Below are 16310 nucleotides of genomic sequence, written 5' to 3'. Positions count from 1 at the left end.
AAACAGAATTTAGAAAAGGAAATTAAAGATGGCTGCTAAAGACGTTAAATTTGGTAACGATGCACGTATTAAAATGCTAGAAGGCGTTAATATTCTAGCCGATGCAGTAAAAGTCACCCTTGGCCCTAAAGGCCGTAACGTTGTGATAGATAAATCGTTTGGTTCACCTATTATCACCAAAGATGGTGTCACTGTTGCGCGTGAAATTGAACTGGAAGACAAATTCCAGAACATGGGTGCACAAATGGTGAAAGAAGTTGCTTCTCAAGCTAACGATGCAGCGGGTGACGGAACGACAACCGCAACGGTATTAGCGCAAGCGATCATCACTGAAGGCTTGAAAGCTGTAGCAGCGGGTATGAACCCAATGGATCTTAAGCGTGGCATCGACAAAGCTGTCGTGGCGGCGGTTGAAGCGTTGAAAGAGCTTTCAGTACCTTGTTCAGACACTAAAGCGATTGCGCAAGTGGGTACTATTTCTGCAAACTCGGATTCAAGCGTGGGTAACATCATTGCTGAAGCGATGGAAAAAGTGGGCCGAGATGGCGTTATCACTGTTGAAGAAGGCCAAGCACTGCAAGATGAACTCGATGTAGTGGAAGGTATGCAGTTTGATCGTGGTTACCTATCTCCTTACTTCATTAATAACCAAGAAGCGGGCAGTGTTGATCTAGATAGCCCATTCATCCTATTGGTTGATAAGAAAATTTCTAACATTCGCGAACTGCTTCCTGCACTTGAAGCGGTAGCAAAAGCTTCTCGTCCACTACTGATTGTGGCGGAAGATGTTGAAGGTGAAGCATTGGCGACGCTAGTTGTGAACAATATGCGTGGTATTGTAAAAGTTGCTGCCGTGAAAGCACCTGGTTTTGGTGATCGCCGTAAAGCGATGCTACAAGACATTGCTACCCTAACGGGCGGTACTGTGATTTCTGAAGAGATCGGTCTTGAGCTTGAAAAAGTGACCTTGGAAGATCTAGGCCAAGCGAAGCGCATCTCTATCACTAAAGAAAACACCACCATCATTGATGGTGCAGGTGAAGAGCAAGCCATTAAAGGTCGCGTTGCACAAATTCGTCAACAAATTGAAGACGCAACTTCAGATTACGACAAAGAAAAACTACAAGAACGCGTGGCCAAACTGGCAGGTGGCGTTGCAGTGATCAAAGTCGGTGCAACCACTGAAGTTGAAATGAAAGAGAAGAAAGATCGTGTAGAAGATGCACTGCATGCAACTCGCGCAGCCGTTGAAGAAGGCGTGGTTGCGGGTGGTGGTGTTGCACTGATCCGTGCGGCTGCTAAAGTTGCGGGCCTTGAAGGTGACAACGAAGAGCAAAACGTAGGTATTCGTGTTGCACTACGTGCGATGGAAGCACCAATTCGTCAAATCGTGAAAAACGCGGGCGAAGAGGATTCTGTTGTGGCTAACAATGTTCGCGCTGGTGAAGGTAACTATGGTTACAACGCTGCGACGGGTGAATATGGCGATATGATCGACATGGGTATTTTGGATCCAACCAAAGTGACTCGTAGTGCACTACAGTTCGCAGCTTCAGTCGCGGGCCTCATGATCACCACAGAAGCTATGGTGACTGAGCTACCGAAGAAAGAAGCGGCAATGCCTGATATGGGCGGCATGGGCGGTATGGGAGGGATGATGTAATCATCCTCTCTCAATAAGAAACCGGAGCTTGCCTCCGGTTTTTTTTCGCATAATTAGCTCAATCCTGACGTTTGAGTGATCCGACTCTTCTAGACTTCGTCTCTTCACTGATCACAATTTGGTGATGATGTGAGTGAAATAGCGTGAACAAACCCAATATTAACGGTTTCATTGGTCAATGGAGATCTTTATGAAAAAAGTACTTTCAGCACTAGCCGTAGTGGCTGCGTTATCTTCTTCTGTTGCGATGGCTGGCACTCCAGTTATGTTTTCTTCCATTAATAACTTCAATGCGCCGGATGAAAATGCGGTATCAGGTGTTCGTGTTGCGGCTCTTTACGGTAAAGTGAATGAAGTTAAAGGCTTAGATCTCGCCGTTGTTGGATTATCTGAAACTGACTCTACGACGGGTGTAAATTTAGGTCTTTTAGGGGCATCGAAAGTCAATCAAGAGATGACTGGTGCTTCACTCGGTTTGTTAAACTGGAATACAGGGCAAACCGTGGGTGCTAACGTGGGTGTAGTGAATCTGACCAACAATGTACAAGGTGCTAACGTCAGTCTAGTGAACTACTCTGAAGGTAATACCATGGTTGATGTTGGTGCAGCAAACTTCTCTGATACATCGAAAGTGCAAGTGGGTTTGTTCAACAAAACCACAAAAATTGAAGGTGTTCAGGTCGGTCTAATTAACTGTGCGGATAACGGTTTCTTTAAGTGTTTTCCTATCATCAACTTTGCTAAATAGCCGATGAATTGAAATCGAAAGAGCAGCATCAAGCTGCTCTTTTTTCACCTTATGTACGACGACGAAAGCGTTGATGGACACCACGGCGCAAACTTTGAAAGCTATTTTCTACCTTATCCACGCCATACAACACACACAATGCTAATACCGTGATAATGATGGATTGCTGTAAGTAACCAAGACCGATCATCAATCCCAGTGATGCCAGTACCCAAATAACAGCGGCTGAAGTGACGCCATGGATTTTCCCATCTTGAGTCATCATCACGCCTGCGCCTAAAAAACCAACCCCAGTAATAATTTGTCCAAGCACGCGAGCTTGATCTAAGGTGTTAGGGGACAGTGATACGGCCATCGCTAGAAAGAGATAAGTCCCTGAGATGATTAATATTGATGTGCGAATGCCCACAGGTTTACCACGGGTTTGGCGTTCAACGCCAATCAGTAACCCATTGATAGCACAGCACAATAATGCAGACCAACTGAATGGACTAAGATCAAGAAATTGTCCGAGAGATTGCATGATGGTTTTCCCAAAAGTATGAAGGTAAGAGTTCGTTGATTGACACCGAACCGCTCTTTTGAAGTTCTGTAATTACTCAAGATGCAGATCGAGTGGCGTTTTACTGGCTCTGCCACCGATTTCTCGAGTTAGCTTAGCAACAAGATAGCCCGAGACTCGCTCAATGACACCTGCCATTATTTCTTTTGCTTTTTGATCACTAACAAAAAAGTGCGCTGCGCCTTGCACTTTATCCAGCACATGCAAGTAATAAGGCAAAATTCCTGCATCAAATAAGGTTTCGCTGAGCGCGACTTGCGCGTCAACGCTATCATTAACACCTTTTAACAATACACCTTGGTTGAGTAAGGTAACATTGATGGCGCGCAGACGACTCATCTGCTGTTTGAATTCTAGATTGATTTCATTGGCATGGTTAATGTGCGTCACCAAAATGACTTGTAAGCGAGTTTCACGCAGCAGATCACACAATGCATCGGTGATTCGAGCGGGGATCACCACGGGTAAGCGCGAGTGAATACGCAACCGTTTAATATGAGGCACGCTGCTGATTGCATCGATGAGCCAACGCAGTTCTTCATCTTTTGCCATTAACGGATCACCGCCCGATAAAATGACCTCATTGAGTTCGGGATGCGCGGCAATATAGTCGACACTTTGCTGCCACACCTGCTTTGAGCCTTTATTCTCTTGGTAGGGGAAATGACGACGAAAGCAGTAACGGCAGTTAATCGCACAACCACCTTTGACTATCATTAGCACTCGGTTGCGGTATTTATGCAGCAATCCCGGAATGGCATTGTTTTGTTCATCAAGCGGATCATTTGAGTACCCATCATGCCATTCAAACTCTTCATTGAGTGGTAAAACTTGACGCAACAGGGGATCGTAAGGGTTTCCTTTTTCCATGCGATCGACAAAACTTTGTGGCACTCGTAGTGCGAAGAGTTTGCGTGCGGCAAACCCGTTTTGCCAAAGTGCAGGATCAATCTCTAACTGCTGGAGAAGCTCGGCAGGGTTTGAGATCGCATTCGTTAATTGTTGAAGCCAGTTTTGCTCAACAGAATCAAGTTTTCGGGTTATTATATGCGGCATTGAATTTAACTCGAAGAATGGTAAGAGGAAAAAATGGCTACTGTTAGCACGAATGAATTTAAAGGCGGTCTCAAAATTATGCTTGATAATGAGCCTTGTGTCATTCTCGAAAATGAATATGTGAAACCAGGTAAAGGCCAAGCCTTCAACCGTGTCAAAATCCGTAAACTTCTTTCTGGCAAAGTGTTGGAAAAAACATTTAAGTCAGGTGATTCAGTAGAAACGGCTGACGTAATGGATATCGATCTTGATTATCTCTATAACGACGGCGAATTCTACCACTTTATGAATAATGAAACATTCGAGCAAATTGCGGCGGATAATAAAGCGGTGGGTGAAAGCGCAAAATGGCTAGTGGAAAACAACACCTGCATGTTGACGCTTTGGAACGGTAACCCAATTGCGGTAACGCCACCAAACTTTGTTGAACTTGAAGTGGCTGAAACTGATCCAGGCTTGAAAGGCGATACGCAAGGTACGGGTGGTAAACCCGCTACGTTGGTCACAGGTGCTGTGGTACGTGTGCCACTGTTCATCTCTATCGGTGAAGTGATCAAAGTGGATACCCGCTCTGGTGAATACGTAGGTCGAGTCAAATAATCACCTTAAAGTAAGTAAGAAGGTCGCTCGGTAAGCGGCCTTTTTTATTGCTCCAAAGCTGAGTGAGTGCCGTAATAAAAAAGAGCTGCCGAGGCAGCTCTTTGATGTCATCACTTTTCTATCTTTAAATCATAAAGATAAAAACGACTGCGAGCGCGGAAATCAGCCCAGCAAACGCATAACAAGCGATTTTACCCACTAAACCGGTGTGGAATTTTAGGTCATGCATACCGTGATGGACACGGTGCATGGCATGCCACATCGGTAAGGCTAATGTGCCAATGATGAACAGCGCGCCGATGATGCTAGTCGCAAAACTCGAAACGCGTTCATAACTCATTGCTTCAGCATCGATAATGCCTAATGGTGCTAAAATACCCAACACGAGAATGGTGATCGGGGTAATCATCGCAAACCATGTTCCACCGGCACCAAACAGCCCCCACCAGATAGGTTCATCAGAACGTTTTGGCGTGCGATTTACCTTATAATTGTTGTTCATGACTATAAGCTCCTACACCACGATGAGAACAATCAGTGAGATAAACGCAACCGCTGCCCACTGAGTTAATACGATGATTTTCTTGTCGATTAGCTTACCCTTCAAGCGGATTGGCATCACTTGCGGCATCATGCTAAAGAAGGTTTGTGCATGCAGCAAACTCCCCGCCAACGCGACAATATTGATTGCGACCACAATTGGGTTTGCCATAAAGCTTAGCCAGCCTTCCCATGCTTCAGGGCCTTTAACCAAGCAGCCCAAGCCAAAGGTAAGGAATAAGGTAAAGAATATCAGTGGCAGTACCGTGGCTTCACGCAACATGTAGAAGCGGTAGAATGGGTGATCTTTCCACCAAGTACGTGTCATTTCACGAACGTAAGGTTTACGGTTACTCATCCTTATCCCTCCACTTTCTTTGGTGAACCGTCAGGTTTTAGCATGGCAATCACGAAGTCCATTGAAGATTCAACTTTGCCTTGGTTGACGGCTGCCGCTGGGTCAACGTGTTTTGGACACACTTCAGAGCAGTAACCAACAAAGGTACAACCCCAAGCACCGTTATCACCATTGATAAGCTTCATACGCTCGGCTTTACCATGGTCACGGCTATCTAAGTTGTAGCGGTGAGCAAGGGTTAATGCTGCGGGGCCAATAAACTCAGGGTTCAAACCAAACTGAGGGCAGGCCGCGTAGCAAAGACCGCAGTTAATACAACCAGCAAATTGTTTGTATTTGGCCATTTGCTCTGGCGTTTGTAAGTTGGTGCCATCTTCAGGTTTGCGATCGTTGCCAATGATGTAGGGTTTAATGGCTTCAAGACGCTCGATAAACGAAGTCATATCCACGATCAAATCTTTTTCAATTGGAAAGTTGGCTAAAGGTTCAATTTTCACGCCATTAGGGTAATCGCGCAGGAAGCTTTTACAAGCCAATTTAGGTACGCCATTAACCATCACACCACACGAACCGCAGATCGCCATACGGCAAGACCAGCGATAAGAGAGATCCTTATCGAGGTTATCTTTGATGTAGCCAATTGCGTCGAGCACTGACATGGTGTCATCAAAAGGAACTTCAAACGCTTGCAGGTGTGGCTTAGCATCTTTTTCTGGGTCGTAGCGCAAAATGTCTACTTTTTGAATGCGATTTGCTGACATTATTTTTGCTCCTCTGCGCTTTTCTCTTCTGCCGCTTTTTCCGCAGCGGCAGCCTGTTCTGCCGCTTCACCATAGAGACGAGCTTTCGGCTGAGATTTCGTGATCTTAACCGCGCTGTAGTCGATACTTGGAGCGGCATCAGGTTGATAGAAAGCTAAAGAGTGCTTGAGGTAGTTCACATCATCACGCTCAGTACAACCTTCGTCTAAACGCTGATGCGCACCGCGAGATTCTTTACGCAAGATAGCTGAGTGAACCATAGCTTCAGCCACTTCAAGGCCATAACCGACTTCGATAGCGTACAGAAGGTCGGTGTTGAACACTTTGCCTTTATCTTTAATGCTAATGTTCTTGTAGCGTGCTTTTAGCTCGGTGATTTTATCAATCGTCGCTTGCATTAAATCTTCTTGGCGGTAGATACCACAACCCGCTTCCATGGTGTGACCCATCTCAGTGCGAATGGTGGCCCAGTTTTCATCACCTTCTTGGTTCATTAACGCTGCAATACGCTCTTCTACGGCTTTGACTTGTTTGGCGATAGATTCATCGTTCCAACCTTTGAATTCCGCTGCGCGTTTCACTGCACTTTCACCCGCAACGCGGCCAAAGACCACAAATTCAGCTAACGAGTTAGAACCCAAACGGTTTGCACCATGCAAGCCAACCGAGGCACATTCGCCGACAGCAAACAGACCTTTGATGCGCGTTTCACATTGTCCATCCGTTTCGATACCACCCATGGTGTAGTGTACGGTTGGACGAATTGGGATCGGCTCTTTTGCTGGATCAACGTTGACGTAAGCTTTCGCCAATTCGCAGATAAACGGCAAACGCTCTTGTAAGTACTCTTCACCGAGGTGGCGAAGATCAAGCAGCACCACATCACCAAGCGGATGTTTGATGGTGTTGCCTTTCTGTTGTTCATGCCAGAAAGCTTGAGAAACTTTGTCGCGAGGACCGAGTTCCATGTATTTGTTTTTAGGCTGACCCACCGGAGTTTCTGGGCCCATACCGTAATCTTGCAGATAACGATAGCCATTTTTATTGACGATGATACCACCTTCACCGCGGCAGCCTTCCGTCATCAAAATACCCGTGCCAGGTAGGCCAGTTGGGTGGTATTGCACGAACTCCATATCGCGTAGAGGGACGCCATGACGATAAGCCATCGCCATACCATCGCCGGTTACAATGCCGCCGTTGGTGTTGCAGTGGTACACACGGCCGGCGCCACCAGTGGCTAATACCACTGATTTCGCTTTGATGGTTACTAGCTCACCTTCGGACATATGAATCGCGATAAGCCCTTGAACTTCGCCATCTTCAACAAGTAGATCCACCACGAAATACTCATCAAATCGATTGATTTGTGGGTACTTCATTGAAGTTTGGAAGAGGGTGTGCAGCATATGGAAGCCTGTTTTGTCAGCCGCAAACCAAGTACGCTCGACTTTCATGCCACCAAAACGGCGTACGTTGACTTCGCCATTTTCTTTACGGCTCCATGGGCAACCCCACTGTTCCATTTGCACCATCTCGCGGGTCGAGTTGGCCACAAAATATTCAACAACATCCTGTTCACATAGCCAATCTCCACCACCAACGGTATCGTTGAAGTGGTTGTCAAGGCTATCTTCTTCCTTGATAACTGCTGCTGAGCCTCCTTCCGCTGCAACCGTATGAGATCGCATAGGATAAACTTTAGAAATCAGAGCAACTTCTAAATCAGGGTTTGCTTCAGCGGCTGCAATTGCAGTGCGAAGACCAGCGCCGCCTGCGCCGATGACTGCGATATCTGTGGTGATAATTTGCACAGTTATCCTCCGGTGTGTGATGCGGAAAATCCGCTTGTTATAGTTAAAGGTTCGTAAGCCTTAAGTGGTACGGGTAGTGTAGAAGAGCTGTGTAAGGAAAAAATTGATTCTGTTAGGTTTTTGCTTCGGAAGTGCAAGCGCGAGCATACTTATTTTTCTTTGTGTGATAATAATCACGTTAGAATTTGGAATTACGCTTTAAGTCAGTAAAATTCATATCATCCAAACTTATGTGTGCGAGAACATGAATAGAAAAAACTGGATGCCAACCGCATCAATATCACAACTCAAACAGCGTGCTCAGTTACTCAAGCAGATCCGCCATTTCTTTGAACTACGAGATGTATTGGAAGTCGACACACCAGCCATGAGTCATGCCACGGTAACCGACATTCATTTGCAAACCTTCCAAACCCAGTTTGTTGGCCCAGGCTATGCTGATGGCCGTCAACTCTATTTAATGACTAGCCCAGAGTTTCATATGAAACGACTTTTGGCGGCGGGGAGTGGTTCGATTTATCAGATCAATAAAGCGTTTCGCAACGAGGAAAATGGCCGCTATCACAACCCAGAATTTACGATGTTAGAGTGGTATCGGGTTGGTTTTACTCACCATGATTTAATGGATGAGATGGATCAATTGCTGCAACTTATTTTGCGGTGTGGAGCGGCGCAGAAGATGAGTTACCAACAAGCATTTTTGCAGGTACTTGGGGTTTGTCCGTTAGAAGGCTCAATGAACGAGTTAAAAGCGGCTGCGAGCCGATTAGGTCTAAGTGACATTGCTGAGCCAGAAGAGGATAGAGATACCTTACTGCAACTGCTATTTAGTGTCGGTGTTGAGGCGGAAATTGGTCAACAGGTACCCGTTTTTGTTTACGATTTTCCTGCATCACAAGCGGCACTAGCTAAGATTAACCGGCAAGATCATCGTGTTGCGGATCGCTTTGAGGTCTACTTCAAAGGGATTGAACTTGCGAATGGTTTTCATGAGCTGGACAACCCACAAGAGCAACTGGCTCGTTTTGAAGCGGATAACCAAAAGCGTAAAACGATGGGGCTGGTCGAACAGCCGATTGACTACCACTTGATAGCAGCATTAGAGGCTGGCTTGCCTGAATGTTCAGGAGTAGCGCTTGGTATTGATCGCTTGATTATGCTGGCGTTAGGCCAAGATCATATTGATAACGTGACGGCTTTTCCTTTTCCGATAGCTTAAGCTTTTAAGCTGATGTGGATTGCGCGCTTGCAGTGCGATGAGCGCGCTGAAAAACGGCAACAGTTTCTTATTATGCAATGTAAGCCCTCGCGTCTGGCTGACAACCTCGTTATACTCCTTGTCTGATTTTAAGCCCACATTGCAAGAGCACAGAATATGCAAGAGTACATCGAATTTTTCCAACACAATATGATTCTATCTTTGGCATGGGTAGGTATTCTCGTCGCCTTAATCATGAGCATCGTGAAATCAACCACGGCAGCCTATAAAGAGATCACCGCTTCACAAACGACGCTTTTAATGAATCGTGAAAACGGTGTGGTTGTCGATATCCGCACGAAAGATGAGTTTAAAAAAGGCCATATTACCGATGCGGTTCACATTTTGCCGTCGGATATTAAATCCGGTAACTTGGCTAGCCTTGAAAAGCATAAGTCTGACCCAATCATTGTGGTATGTAAAACGGGTCAAACCGCGCAAGAGAGTGCCAACCTGCTTGCTAAAGCTGGGTTTGAGAATGTGAATCTACTGAAAAATGGTCTTGTAGCTTGGAATGAAGCGAACTTGCCATTGGTTCGTGGCAATAAATAATTCACTGATCGCGGTTATCTTGAACTGAGTGTGCTGGCTGAAAAGCCAGCATTTGATGCTAAGAGTTGTGATGTTTTCCACGTAATCGTGAGCTCATCTAGTCATTCGAAATCAGCTCGGTTAGTCTAAAAGCAACACTGAATTTGTAAGTATTTAAGGATTTAATCATGGCTGAAGCCGCACAACAAAATTTCGCAATTCAACGTATCTTTCTAAAAGATGTCTCTTTTGAAGCGCCAAACTCACCTGTTATGTTCCAAAAAGAGTGGAATCCAGATGTGAAGTTGGATCTTGACACTCAAAGTCGTGATCTGGGTGAAGGTGTGTATGAAGTCGTATTACGCCTAACGGTGACAGTGAAAAACGCGGAAGAAATCGCGTTCTTATGCGAAGTGCAACAAGGTGGTATTTTTACTGCTGAAAAAATGGAAGCGGGTCAACTTGCTCATTGTTTAGGTGCATTCTGCCCGAACATTCTGTTCCCATATGCACGTGAAACGATTTCTAGCTTAGTTGTTAAAGGGACATTCCCACAACTTAACCTTGCACCAGTGAACTTTGATGCATTGTTTATGAACTACCTACAACAACAAGCGACTCAAGGCGAGCAAGCAGAAGCTTAATCGTTAATGACGTTAGATCATTAACGTTGGCGTTCCACGTCAGACTTTGATGATAAAAAATGCACAAAGCATCCCAGATAATGATGGTGCGTTGTGCATTTTTTGTTTATTTCGAATGCCAATACCTCCGTTCCTTGTTACTCCGTATTGAAAGCTGTATCGGAAGGAATTTAGGTATAACATGACAACACGAATAGCAATGGACGAAACAATGACAGATCCTAACAGTATTTACGGTAAAGCGATCACCATGACAGTAGTTGGTGCGGGTTCTTACGGCACATCTCTGGCGATTTCTTTAGCACGTAACGGTGCTAATGTTGTCCTTTGGGGACACGATGCTAAGCATATGGCTCGTCTTGATGCTGATCGTGCTAACCAAGAATTTTTACCCGGTATTGATTTTCCCGATTCGCTGATTGTGGAAACCGATTTGAAAAAAGCGGTACAAGCGAGCCGCGATTTGTTGGTTGTCGTTCCGAGCCACGTATTTGGCCTTGTTATGAACAGTTTAAAGCCTCACTTGCGTGATGATTCCCGTATTTGTTGGGCAACCAAAGGGCTTGAACCTGAAACGGGGCGGTTACTGATGGATGTGGCCTATGACACCATTGGCGAGCGCTATTCATTGGCGGTGTTATCTGGGCCGACTTTTGCTAAAGAGCTGGCGATGGGAATGCCTACCGCAATTTCTGTTGCCTCGCCTGACGCGCAGTTTGTCGAAGATCTGCAAGGCAAAATTCACTGCAGCAAAACTTTCCGCGTTTACGCCAATAGTGATTTTATTGGCATGCAGCTAGGTGGTGCGGTGAAAAACGTGATTGCAATTGGCGCTGGCATGTCCGATGGGATTGGCTTTGGTGCGAATGCGCGTACTGCATTGATTACGCGCGGTCTGGCCGAAATGTGCCGTTTAGGTGCGGCGTTAGGTGCTCAGCCAGAAACTTTTATGGGGATGGCTGGATTGGGTGACTTAGTGCTCACTTGTACCGATAACCAATCACGTAACCGTCGCTTTGGTTTGGCGTTGGGACAAGGAAAAGATGTGGACACGGCGCAGCAAGAAATTGGCCAAGTGGTTGAAGGTTATCGCAACACCAAAGAGGTGTGGTTATTAGCGGCGCGCATGGAGGTTGAAATGCCAATAGTTGATCAAATCTATCAAGTGCTGTATCAAGGAAAAGATGCGCGTGTTGCAGCACAAGATTTGCTGGCTCGTGATAAAAAAGCAGAACGCTAATTCATTGCTCATGATTAGGCACAAAGCCTATTAGCAATCTACATTGACGCTCTAGAGATTGGATGAGGAAGGGTGATCAACCAACGATGAAACATTGCGAAAAACTCAAAGTGTGGCAAGCCATAGTCAAAGAGGCGCGCGAGCAGTCAGAACAAGAACCGATGCTGGCCAGTTTTTATCATGCCACTATTATTAAGCATGATAGTTTAAGCTCGGCCTTGAGCTACATTCTTGCCAATAAGCTGAATACGGCCTCAATGCCTGCGATGGCGGTGCGTGAAGTGGTCGAAGAGGCATTTGCCGCAGACCCCAGCATTATGGAAGCGGCGGCGTGTGACATCTGCGCGACTGTCAATCGCGACCCCGCGGTATCTATGTTTTCAATGCCTCTACTTTATCTCAAGGGCTACCATGCCTTACAAGGCTATCGCGTCGCGAACTGGTTATGGAAGCAAGGTCGAGTGGCGTTGGCTACCTATTTTCAAAACCAAATTTCGGTAGCTTGCCAAGTGGACATCCATCCTGCTGCACGTATTGGTCGCGGCATCATGCTTGACCATGCCACAGGTATTGTGATCGGTGAAACTGCAGTGGTGGAGAATGACGTCTCTATTTTACAAGATGTAACGCTAGGTGGAACGGGTAAAGAGTGCGGCGATCGCCACCCGAAAATTCGTGAAGGTGTGATGATTGGCGCGGGTGCCAAAATTCTCGGTAATATTGAAGTGGGCGAAGGGGCGAAAATTGGTTCTTGTTCGGTGGTATTGCAAGCGGTGCCTCCGCACACTACCGTCGCTGGAGTGCCAGCCAAAATTGTCGGTCGTCCGCAAACCGACAAGCCTTCGTTAGATATGGACCAACAATTTAATGGCCGCTCTCAAAGTTTCATTGCCGGTGATGGTATTTGATTTGGTCGCGGAAAACAAAAAGGGTGATGCTCACAGAGCATCACCCTTTTTTATGGTTGGCATTAAGCCATTGCATCGAGTTCAGCAAGCACTTCTTCAGCCCAATCAACCCACGCTTGGCGAACCAGTAGGTTGCGGCGTAGTGTTAGACGCTCAAGGCGCTGTAGCTTATCGAGAGTAGCTGGTGTTGCATAGTACGCAGACTCAATCTCTTTGTAGTGAGCAACCAGTTTTTTCGATTCTTCAACCAATTCACCCAGTTGAATTCGGTAAGGTGTTGCTGGTTGTACCGCGCAAGCGATCAATTTAGCGCTAAATTCATCACGTACGGTTGGGTGAGCTGTAGGTTGGTCAAACCATTCACCTAAAGCGCTGCGACCTGCATCGGTGATGGAGTAAACTTTACGATCTGGCTTGCCATCTTGCGGTTCTAATACACAAGTGACTAGGCCTTGTTGACCCATTTTATTCAGTTCGCGGTAAACTTGTTGGTGGCTGGCTTTCCAAAAATAGCCAATGCTCGAAGAGAACTCTTTTGTGATGTCGTACCCTGTGGCATCGCGAGTGCTCAAAACAGTGAGGATAACGTGTGGTAATGACATGTCTTTAATCCAAATGGTTAATAAACTCAAAAACAACTTGCTCAAACTCGTGTTGTGCTTCTGATGGCATCAATCATGAATGAGTTTAAGCAACACCCACCGTTCTATTGACGGAGTGGGTTGTGTCACCTTAAAAAGCCGTTTATCACCTAGGATTATATGCGTGACGCATATCGACCTGCGATTTGTTATGTTTGTATGCTACCGCAGAGGAGCAGTAGTATATCTAAATAATAAGCATAAAGTAGAATACTTTGTTAGTTTAGCTTAAAAAACTGATAATATGCTCAATAATTTTTGTGATTTAAAATAAAAAGCCGCACAGAGGCGGCCTTTTAGCTAGTTTGTGAAATAAAATGCTGTTACTTAGCCTGTGTTACGCATTCCTGCTGCAATACCCGCGATAGTCACCATTAAGGCTTCTTCTAACTCTGCTGGTGCGGTTTCGGTTTGGCGGGTGCGGTACAACAGCTCTGCTTGCAGCATATTTAATGGCTCAACATAGATATTGCGCAAACGGATTGACTCTTGACCCCAGGGATCGCTTTGCATCAAGTTCTCATTGTTTTCTACATTTAACACCGCTTTGATGTCTTTCTGTAATTGAGAACGCAAACGCTCACCGAGCGGGCGTAACGATTCATCGACTAAGCGTTCATCGTAATAGCGTGAGATTTCAATGTTGCACTTGGAGTAAACCATCTCTAGCATGCCTAAACGCGTTGAGAAAAATGGCCATTCACGGCACATCTCTTCCAGCAGTGCTTGGTGTCCTTTATCGATAGAAAACTGAATTGCTTCTCCCGCACCTAGCCAGGCTGGTAGCACGAGGCGGTTTTGGCTCCAAGAGAAGATCCACGGGATTGCACGTAAGCTTTCGACCCCACCATTAGGGTTGCGTTTAGCCGGACGTGAACCGAGCGGCAATTTACCCAGCTCTAGCTCTGGCGTTGCTTGGCGGAAGTACGGGACAAAGTCCGGCTCGCCGCGAACAATATGGCGATACGCTTCGCAAGAGACTTCAGACAATACCTCCATTAAGTCGCGCCAATCTTGTTTTGGCTCTGGTGGTGGCAGCAGGTTAGCTTCTAAAATGGCGCTGGCGTACATCGTAAAACTATTGACCGCTACTTCTGGTAGACCAAGCTTAAAGCGGATCATTTCGCCTTGCTCCGTCACACGCAAGCCACCTTTTAAGCTTTTGGGTGGCTGTGAAAGCAGTGCCGCATGTGCTGGAGCGCCCCCGCGGCCAATGGTGCCGCCGCGTCCATGGAATAGTGTCAGTTCAATTCCGGCCTCTTCACTGACATTAACCAAAGCTTCCATCGCGCTGTATTGCGCCCAACCAGCGGACATTACACCTGCATCTTTAGCCGAATCAGAGTAACCAATCATCACCATCTGGTGGTTTTGAATAAAGCCACGATAGAGATCAATGCCCATTAGTTGGCGGATCACCGTTTCTGCGTTGTTTAAATCATCCAAAGTTTCGAACAGTGGACAAACGTCCATGCGATAAGGACAGCCACACTCTTGCAACAATAGATGTACGGCAAGTACATCTGATGCGGTACGAGCCATCGAAATCACATAAGCACCAAAGGCTTCGCGAGGCTGAGAAGCAACGATTTTACAGGTGTCGATCACCTCTTGTACCGCTTCTGAAGGCTGCCAGTCACGAGGTAACAAAGGACGTTTTGAGCTCAACTCATTGGTGAGAAACGCAATTTTGTCTTGCTCGCTCCACTGGTCATAATCACCAATGCCTAAATAACGGGTGAGCTCGGAGATCACATCAGAGTGACGAGTGCTCTCTTGGCGAATATCCAAACGTACAAGATGCACACCAAACGCTTTAATCCGGCGCAGAGTATCAAGCAGCGAGCCATCGGCAATGACGCCCATGCCGCATTGATGTAAAGATTGGTAGCAGGCATAAAGCGGTTCCCACAACTGTGCGATATTTTGCAGTGGTGCTTTGCGTGCCAGTTGTTGGCCATTGATCTTGGCATCCAACACTTCCAGTGTTTCGCTGAGTAGTTCACGCAGGCGTTTGAGAATAGCGCGATAAGGTTCGTGTTCATCTATGCCAGCCAAATCGCGTAGCGCGTCACTGCATTTGGTCATCGACAATTCGCTGACCAGCTCATTGATATCACCTAGGTAGAGATCGGCCGCTTTCCAGCGAGAAAGCAGCATTACTTCACGGGTGATTTTATGAGTCACAAAGGGGTTACCATCACGGTCGCCGCCCATCCACGAAGAGAAATGCACAGGGCGTGCATCAATTGGTAGTCCTTCACCTAAGTAGTTGGTGAGGTGCTCATCAAATTCACGAAGAAAATCAGGCACGGCTTGCCATAGAGAATTTTCCACCACCGCAAAGCCCCATTTTGCTTCATCCAGTGGCGTAGGGCGCTGCTTACGAATCACATCTGAATGCCAGCTTTGCGCGATCAACTGTTCTAAACGGCGTTCGGTTTTTTGGCGCTCTTTAAATGAAAGGTCACTGAGTTCAAGCTTGGAGAGACACTCGTTAATTTTCACCAGCTTGTTGATCATCGTGCGGCGTGTAATTTCGGTTGGGTGAGCCGTTAGCACTAACTCGATATTGAGATCGCGTACCGCTTGAGCAGCATCCAATTTACTGATTTTATTTTGATTCAGTTTAGTAAACAGTAAATTAATCGCATCAGGCTCACACACATGTTCTTCACAGTGACGTGAAATGGTGTGGTACTGCTCGGCCATGTTGGTTAAGTTAAGAAATTGGTTGAATGCCCGCGCTACTGGGGTGAGCTGTTCGTTGGGAAGGTTTTTGATCTCTTCAACCAAGCTGTCTCGGTCGGCTTGATTGCCATTACGGGCTGATTTTGAAAGTTTTCGGATGGTTTCCACTTTCTCTAAGATAACGTCACCATGGGCGTCCTGAATGGTGTTGCCCAGCAAACGGCCAAGCATGCTCACGTTACTTTTGAGCGCAGCGTATTTTTCGTTCATTGTCATCCTGCCTTGTAAAAAAATT

General features: G+C 46.3%; 16 protein-coding genes. 8 read left to right on the top strand and 8 right to left on the bottom strand.

Going from position 1 to position 16310, the window contains the following annotated elements:
- Positions 1-28 precede the first annotated feature (28 nt).
- Positions 29-1663 carry a chaperonin GroEL gene (groL, locus tag B9J87_RS16370; RefSeq protein ID WP_013855861.1) on the top strand — a complete coding sequence of 545 codons (1635 nt, stop codon included), beginning with the start codon at positions 29-31 and terminating at the stop codon, positions 1661-1663.
- A gap of 190 nt (positions 1664-1853) precedes the next feature.
- Positions 1854-2411: a VC2662 family protein gene (locus tag B9J87_RS16365; RefSeq protein WP_026027420.1), complete on the top strand. Its 558-nt coding sequence runs from the start codon at positions 1854-1856 to the stop codon at positions 2409-2411.
- A 49-nt stretch (positions 2412-2460) separates the two neighbouring features.
- Here the strand turns inward: B9J87_RS16365 and B9J87_RS16360 are convergent, their stop codons facing one another.
- Both B9J87_RS16360 and epmB read right to left on the bottom strand, forming a co-directional pair.
- Positions 2461-2934, bottom strand: a complete 474-nt coding sequence (locus B9J87_RS16360) for an MgtC/SapB family protein (protein WP_013855863.1) — start codon at positions 2932-2934, stop codon at positions 2461-2463.
- A 72-nt stretch (positions 2935-3006) separates the two neighbouring features.
- Entirely contained in the window at positions 3007-4029 is a 1023-nt protein-coding gene (gene epmB / locus B9J87_RS16355; RefSeq protein ID WP_019282863.1) for an EF-P beta-lysylation protein EpmB, read from the bottom strand.
- Positions 4030-4062: 33 nt separating this feature from the next.
- Between epmB and efp the strand changes: the two genes are divergently transcribed.
- On the top strand, positions 4063-4629 hold the full coding sequence (gene efp, locus B9J87_RS16350) for an elongation factor P (protein ID WP_017043203.1): 567 nt from the start codon (positions 4063-4065) through the stop codon (positions 4627-4629).
- Between the two features lie 124 nt (positions 4630-4753).
- On the opposite strand, the gene frdD is transcribed toward efp, so the two are convergent.
- From frdD to frdA, 4 genes are read right to left on the bottom strand one after another with little or no spacing between them, the layout of a single operon-like run.
- On the bottom strand, positions 4754-5131 hold the full coding sequence (gene frdD / locus B9J87_RS16345; protein ID WP_010317640.1) for a fumarate reductase subunit FrdD: 378 nt from the start codon (positions 5129-5131) through the stop codon (positions 4754-4756).
- A gap of 12 nt (positions 5132-5143) precedes the next feature.
- The gene (gene frdC, locus B9J87_RS16340) at positions 5144-5527 is read right to left on the bottom strand and encodes a fumarate reductase subunit FrdC (RefSeq protein ID WP_017043204.1); all 384 of its coding nucleotides are present in this window, start codon (positions 5525-5527) and stop codon (positions 5144-5146) included.
- Positions 5528-5529: 2 nt separating this feature from the next.
- Complete coding sequence (locus B9J87_RS16335; RefSeq protein ID WP_013855867.1) at positions 5530-6288, bottom strand: succinate dehydrogenase/fumarate reductase iron-sulfur subunit; 759 nt, start codon at positions 6286-6288, stop codon at positions 5530-5532.
- The gene (gene frdA, locus B9J87_RS16330; protein ID WP_013855868.1) at positions 6288-8102 is read right to left on the bottom strand and encodes a fumarate reductase (quinol) flavoprotein subunit; all 1815 of its coding nucleotides are present in this window, start codon (positions 8100-8102) and stop codon (positions 6288-6290) included. The genes B9J87_RS16335 and frdA overlap by 1 nt, the downstream gene beginning before the upstream one ends.
- A 244-nt stretch (positions 8103-8346) precedes the next feature.
- Here frdA and epmA point away from each other — a divergent pair, with 244 nt between their 5' ends.
- The 5 genes from epmA to cysE all read left to right on the top strand — a co-directional run bounded on the left by epmA (position 8347) and on the right by cysE (position 12683).
- On the top strand, positions 8347-9321 hold the full coding sequence (epmA, locus tag B9J87_RS16325) for an elongation factor P--(R)-beta-lysine ligase (RefSeq protein WP_029626814.1): 975 nt from the start codon (positions 8347-8349) through the stop codon (positions 9319-9321).
- Positions 9322-9477: 156 nt separating this feature from the next.
- On the top strand, positions 9478-9912 hold the full coding sequence (locus B9J87_RS16320) for a rhodanese-like domain-containing protein (RefSeq protein ID WP_010317649.1): 435 nt from the start codon (positions 9478-9480) through the stop codon (positions 9910-9912).
- A 167-nt stretch (positions 9913-10079) separates the two neighbouring features.
- Complete coding sequence (gene secB, locus B9J87_RS16315) at positions 10080-10535, top strand: protein-export chaperone SecB (protein WP_094151734.1); 456 nt, start codon at positions 10080-10082, stop codon at positions 10533-10535.
- A gap of 181 nt (positions 10536-10716) precedes the next feature.
- Entirely contained in the window at positions 10717-11775 is a 1059-nt protein-coding gene (gpsA, locus tag B9J87_RS16310; protein WP_017043209.1) for an NAD(P)H-dependent glycerol-3-phosphate dehydrogenase, read from the top strand.
- A gap of 86 nt (positions 11776-11861) precedes the next feature.
- Positions 11862-12683 carry a serine O-acetyltransferase gene (gene cysE, locus B9J87_RS16305; protein ID WP_010317654.1) on the top strand — a complete coding sequence of 274 codons (822 nt, stop codon included), beginning with the start codon at positions 11862-11864 and terminating at the stop codon, positions 12681-12683.
- Between the two features lie 62 nt (positions 12684-12745).
- Here the strand turns inward: cysE and B9J87_RS16300 are convergent, their stop codons facing one another.
- Both B9J87_RS16300 and ppc read right to left on the bottom strand, forming a co-directional pair.
- Positions 12746-13285, bottom strand: a complete 540-nt coding sequence (locus B9J87_RS16300) for a PadR family transcriptional regulator (protein WP_010317655.1) — start codon at positions 13283-13285, stop codon at positions 12746-12748.
- 366 nt (positions 13286-13651) lie between these two features.
- The gene (gene ppc, locus B9J87_RS16295; RefSeq protein WP_026027891.1) at positions 13652-16285 is read right to left on the bottom strand and encodes a phosphoenolpyruvate carboxylase; all 2634 of its coding nucleotides are present in this window, start codon (positions 16283-16285) and stop codon (positions 13652-13654) included.
- Between the last annotated feature and the right edge of the window lie 25 nt (positions 16286-16310).

The organism is Vibrio sp. V19_P1S1T109, assembly GCF_002241375.1.
GTDB classification, from domain to species: Bacteria; Pseudomonadota; Gammaproteobacteria; order Enterobacterales; family Vibrionaceae; genus Vibrio; species Vibrio anguillarum.
The sequence above is the reverse complement of the archived record's forward strand: the minus strand, read 5'-3'. Positions and strand labels throughout refer to the sequence as shown.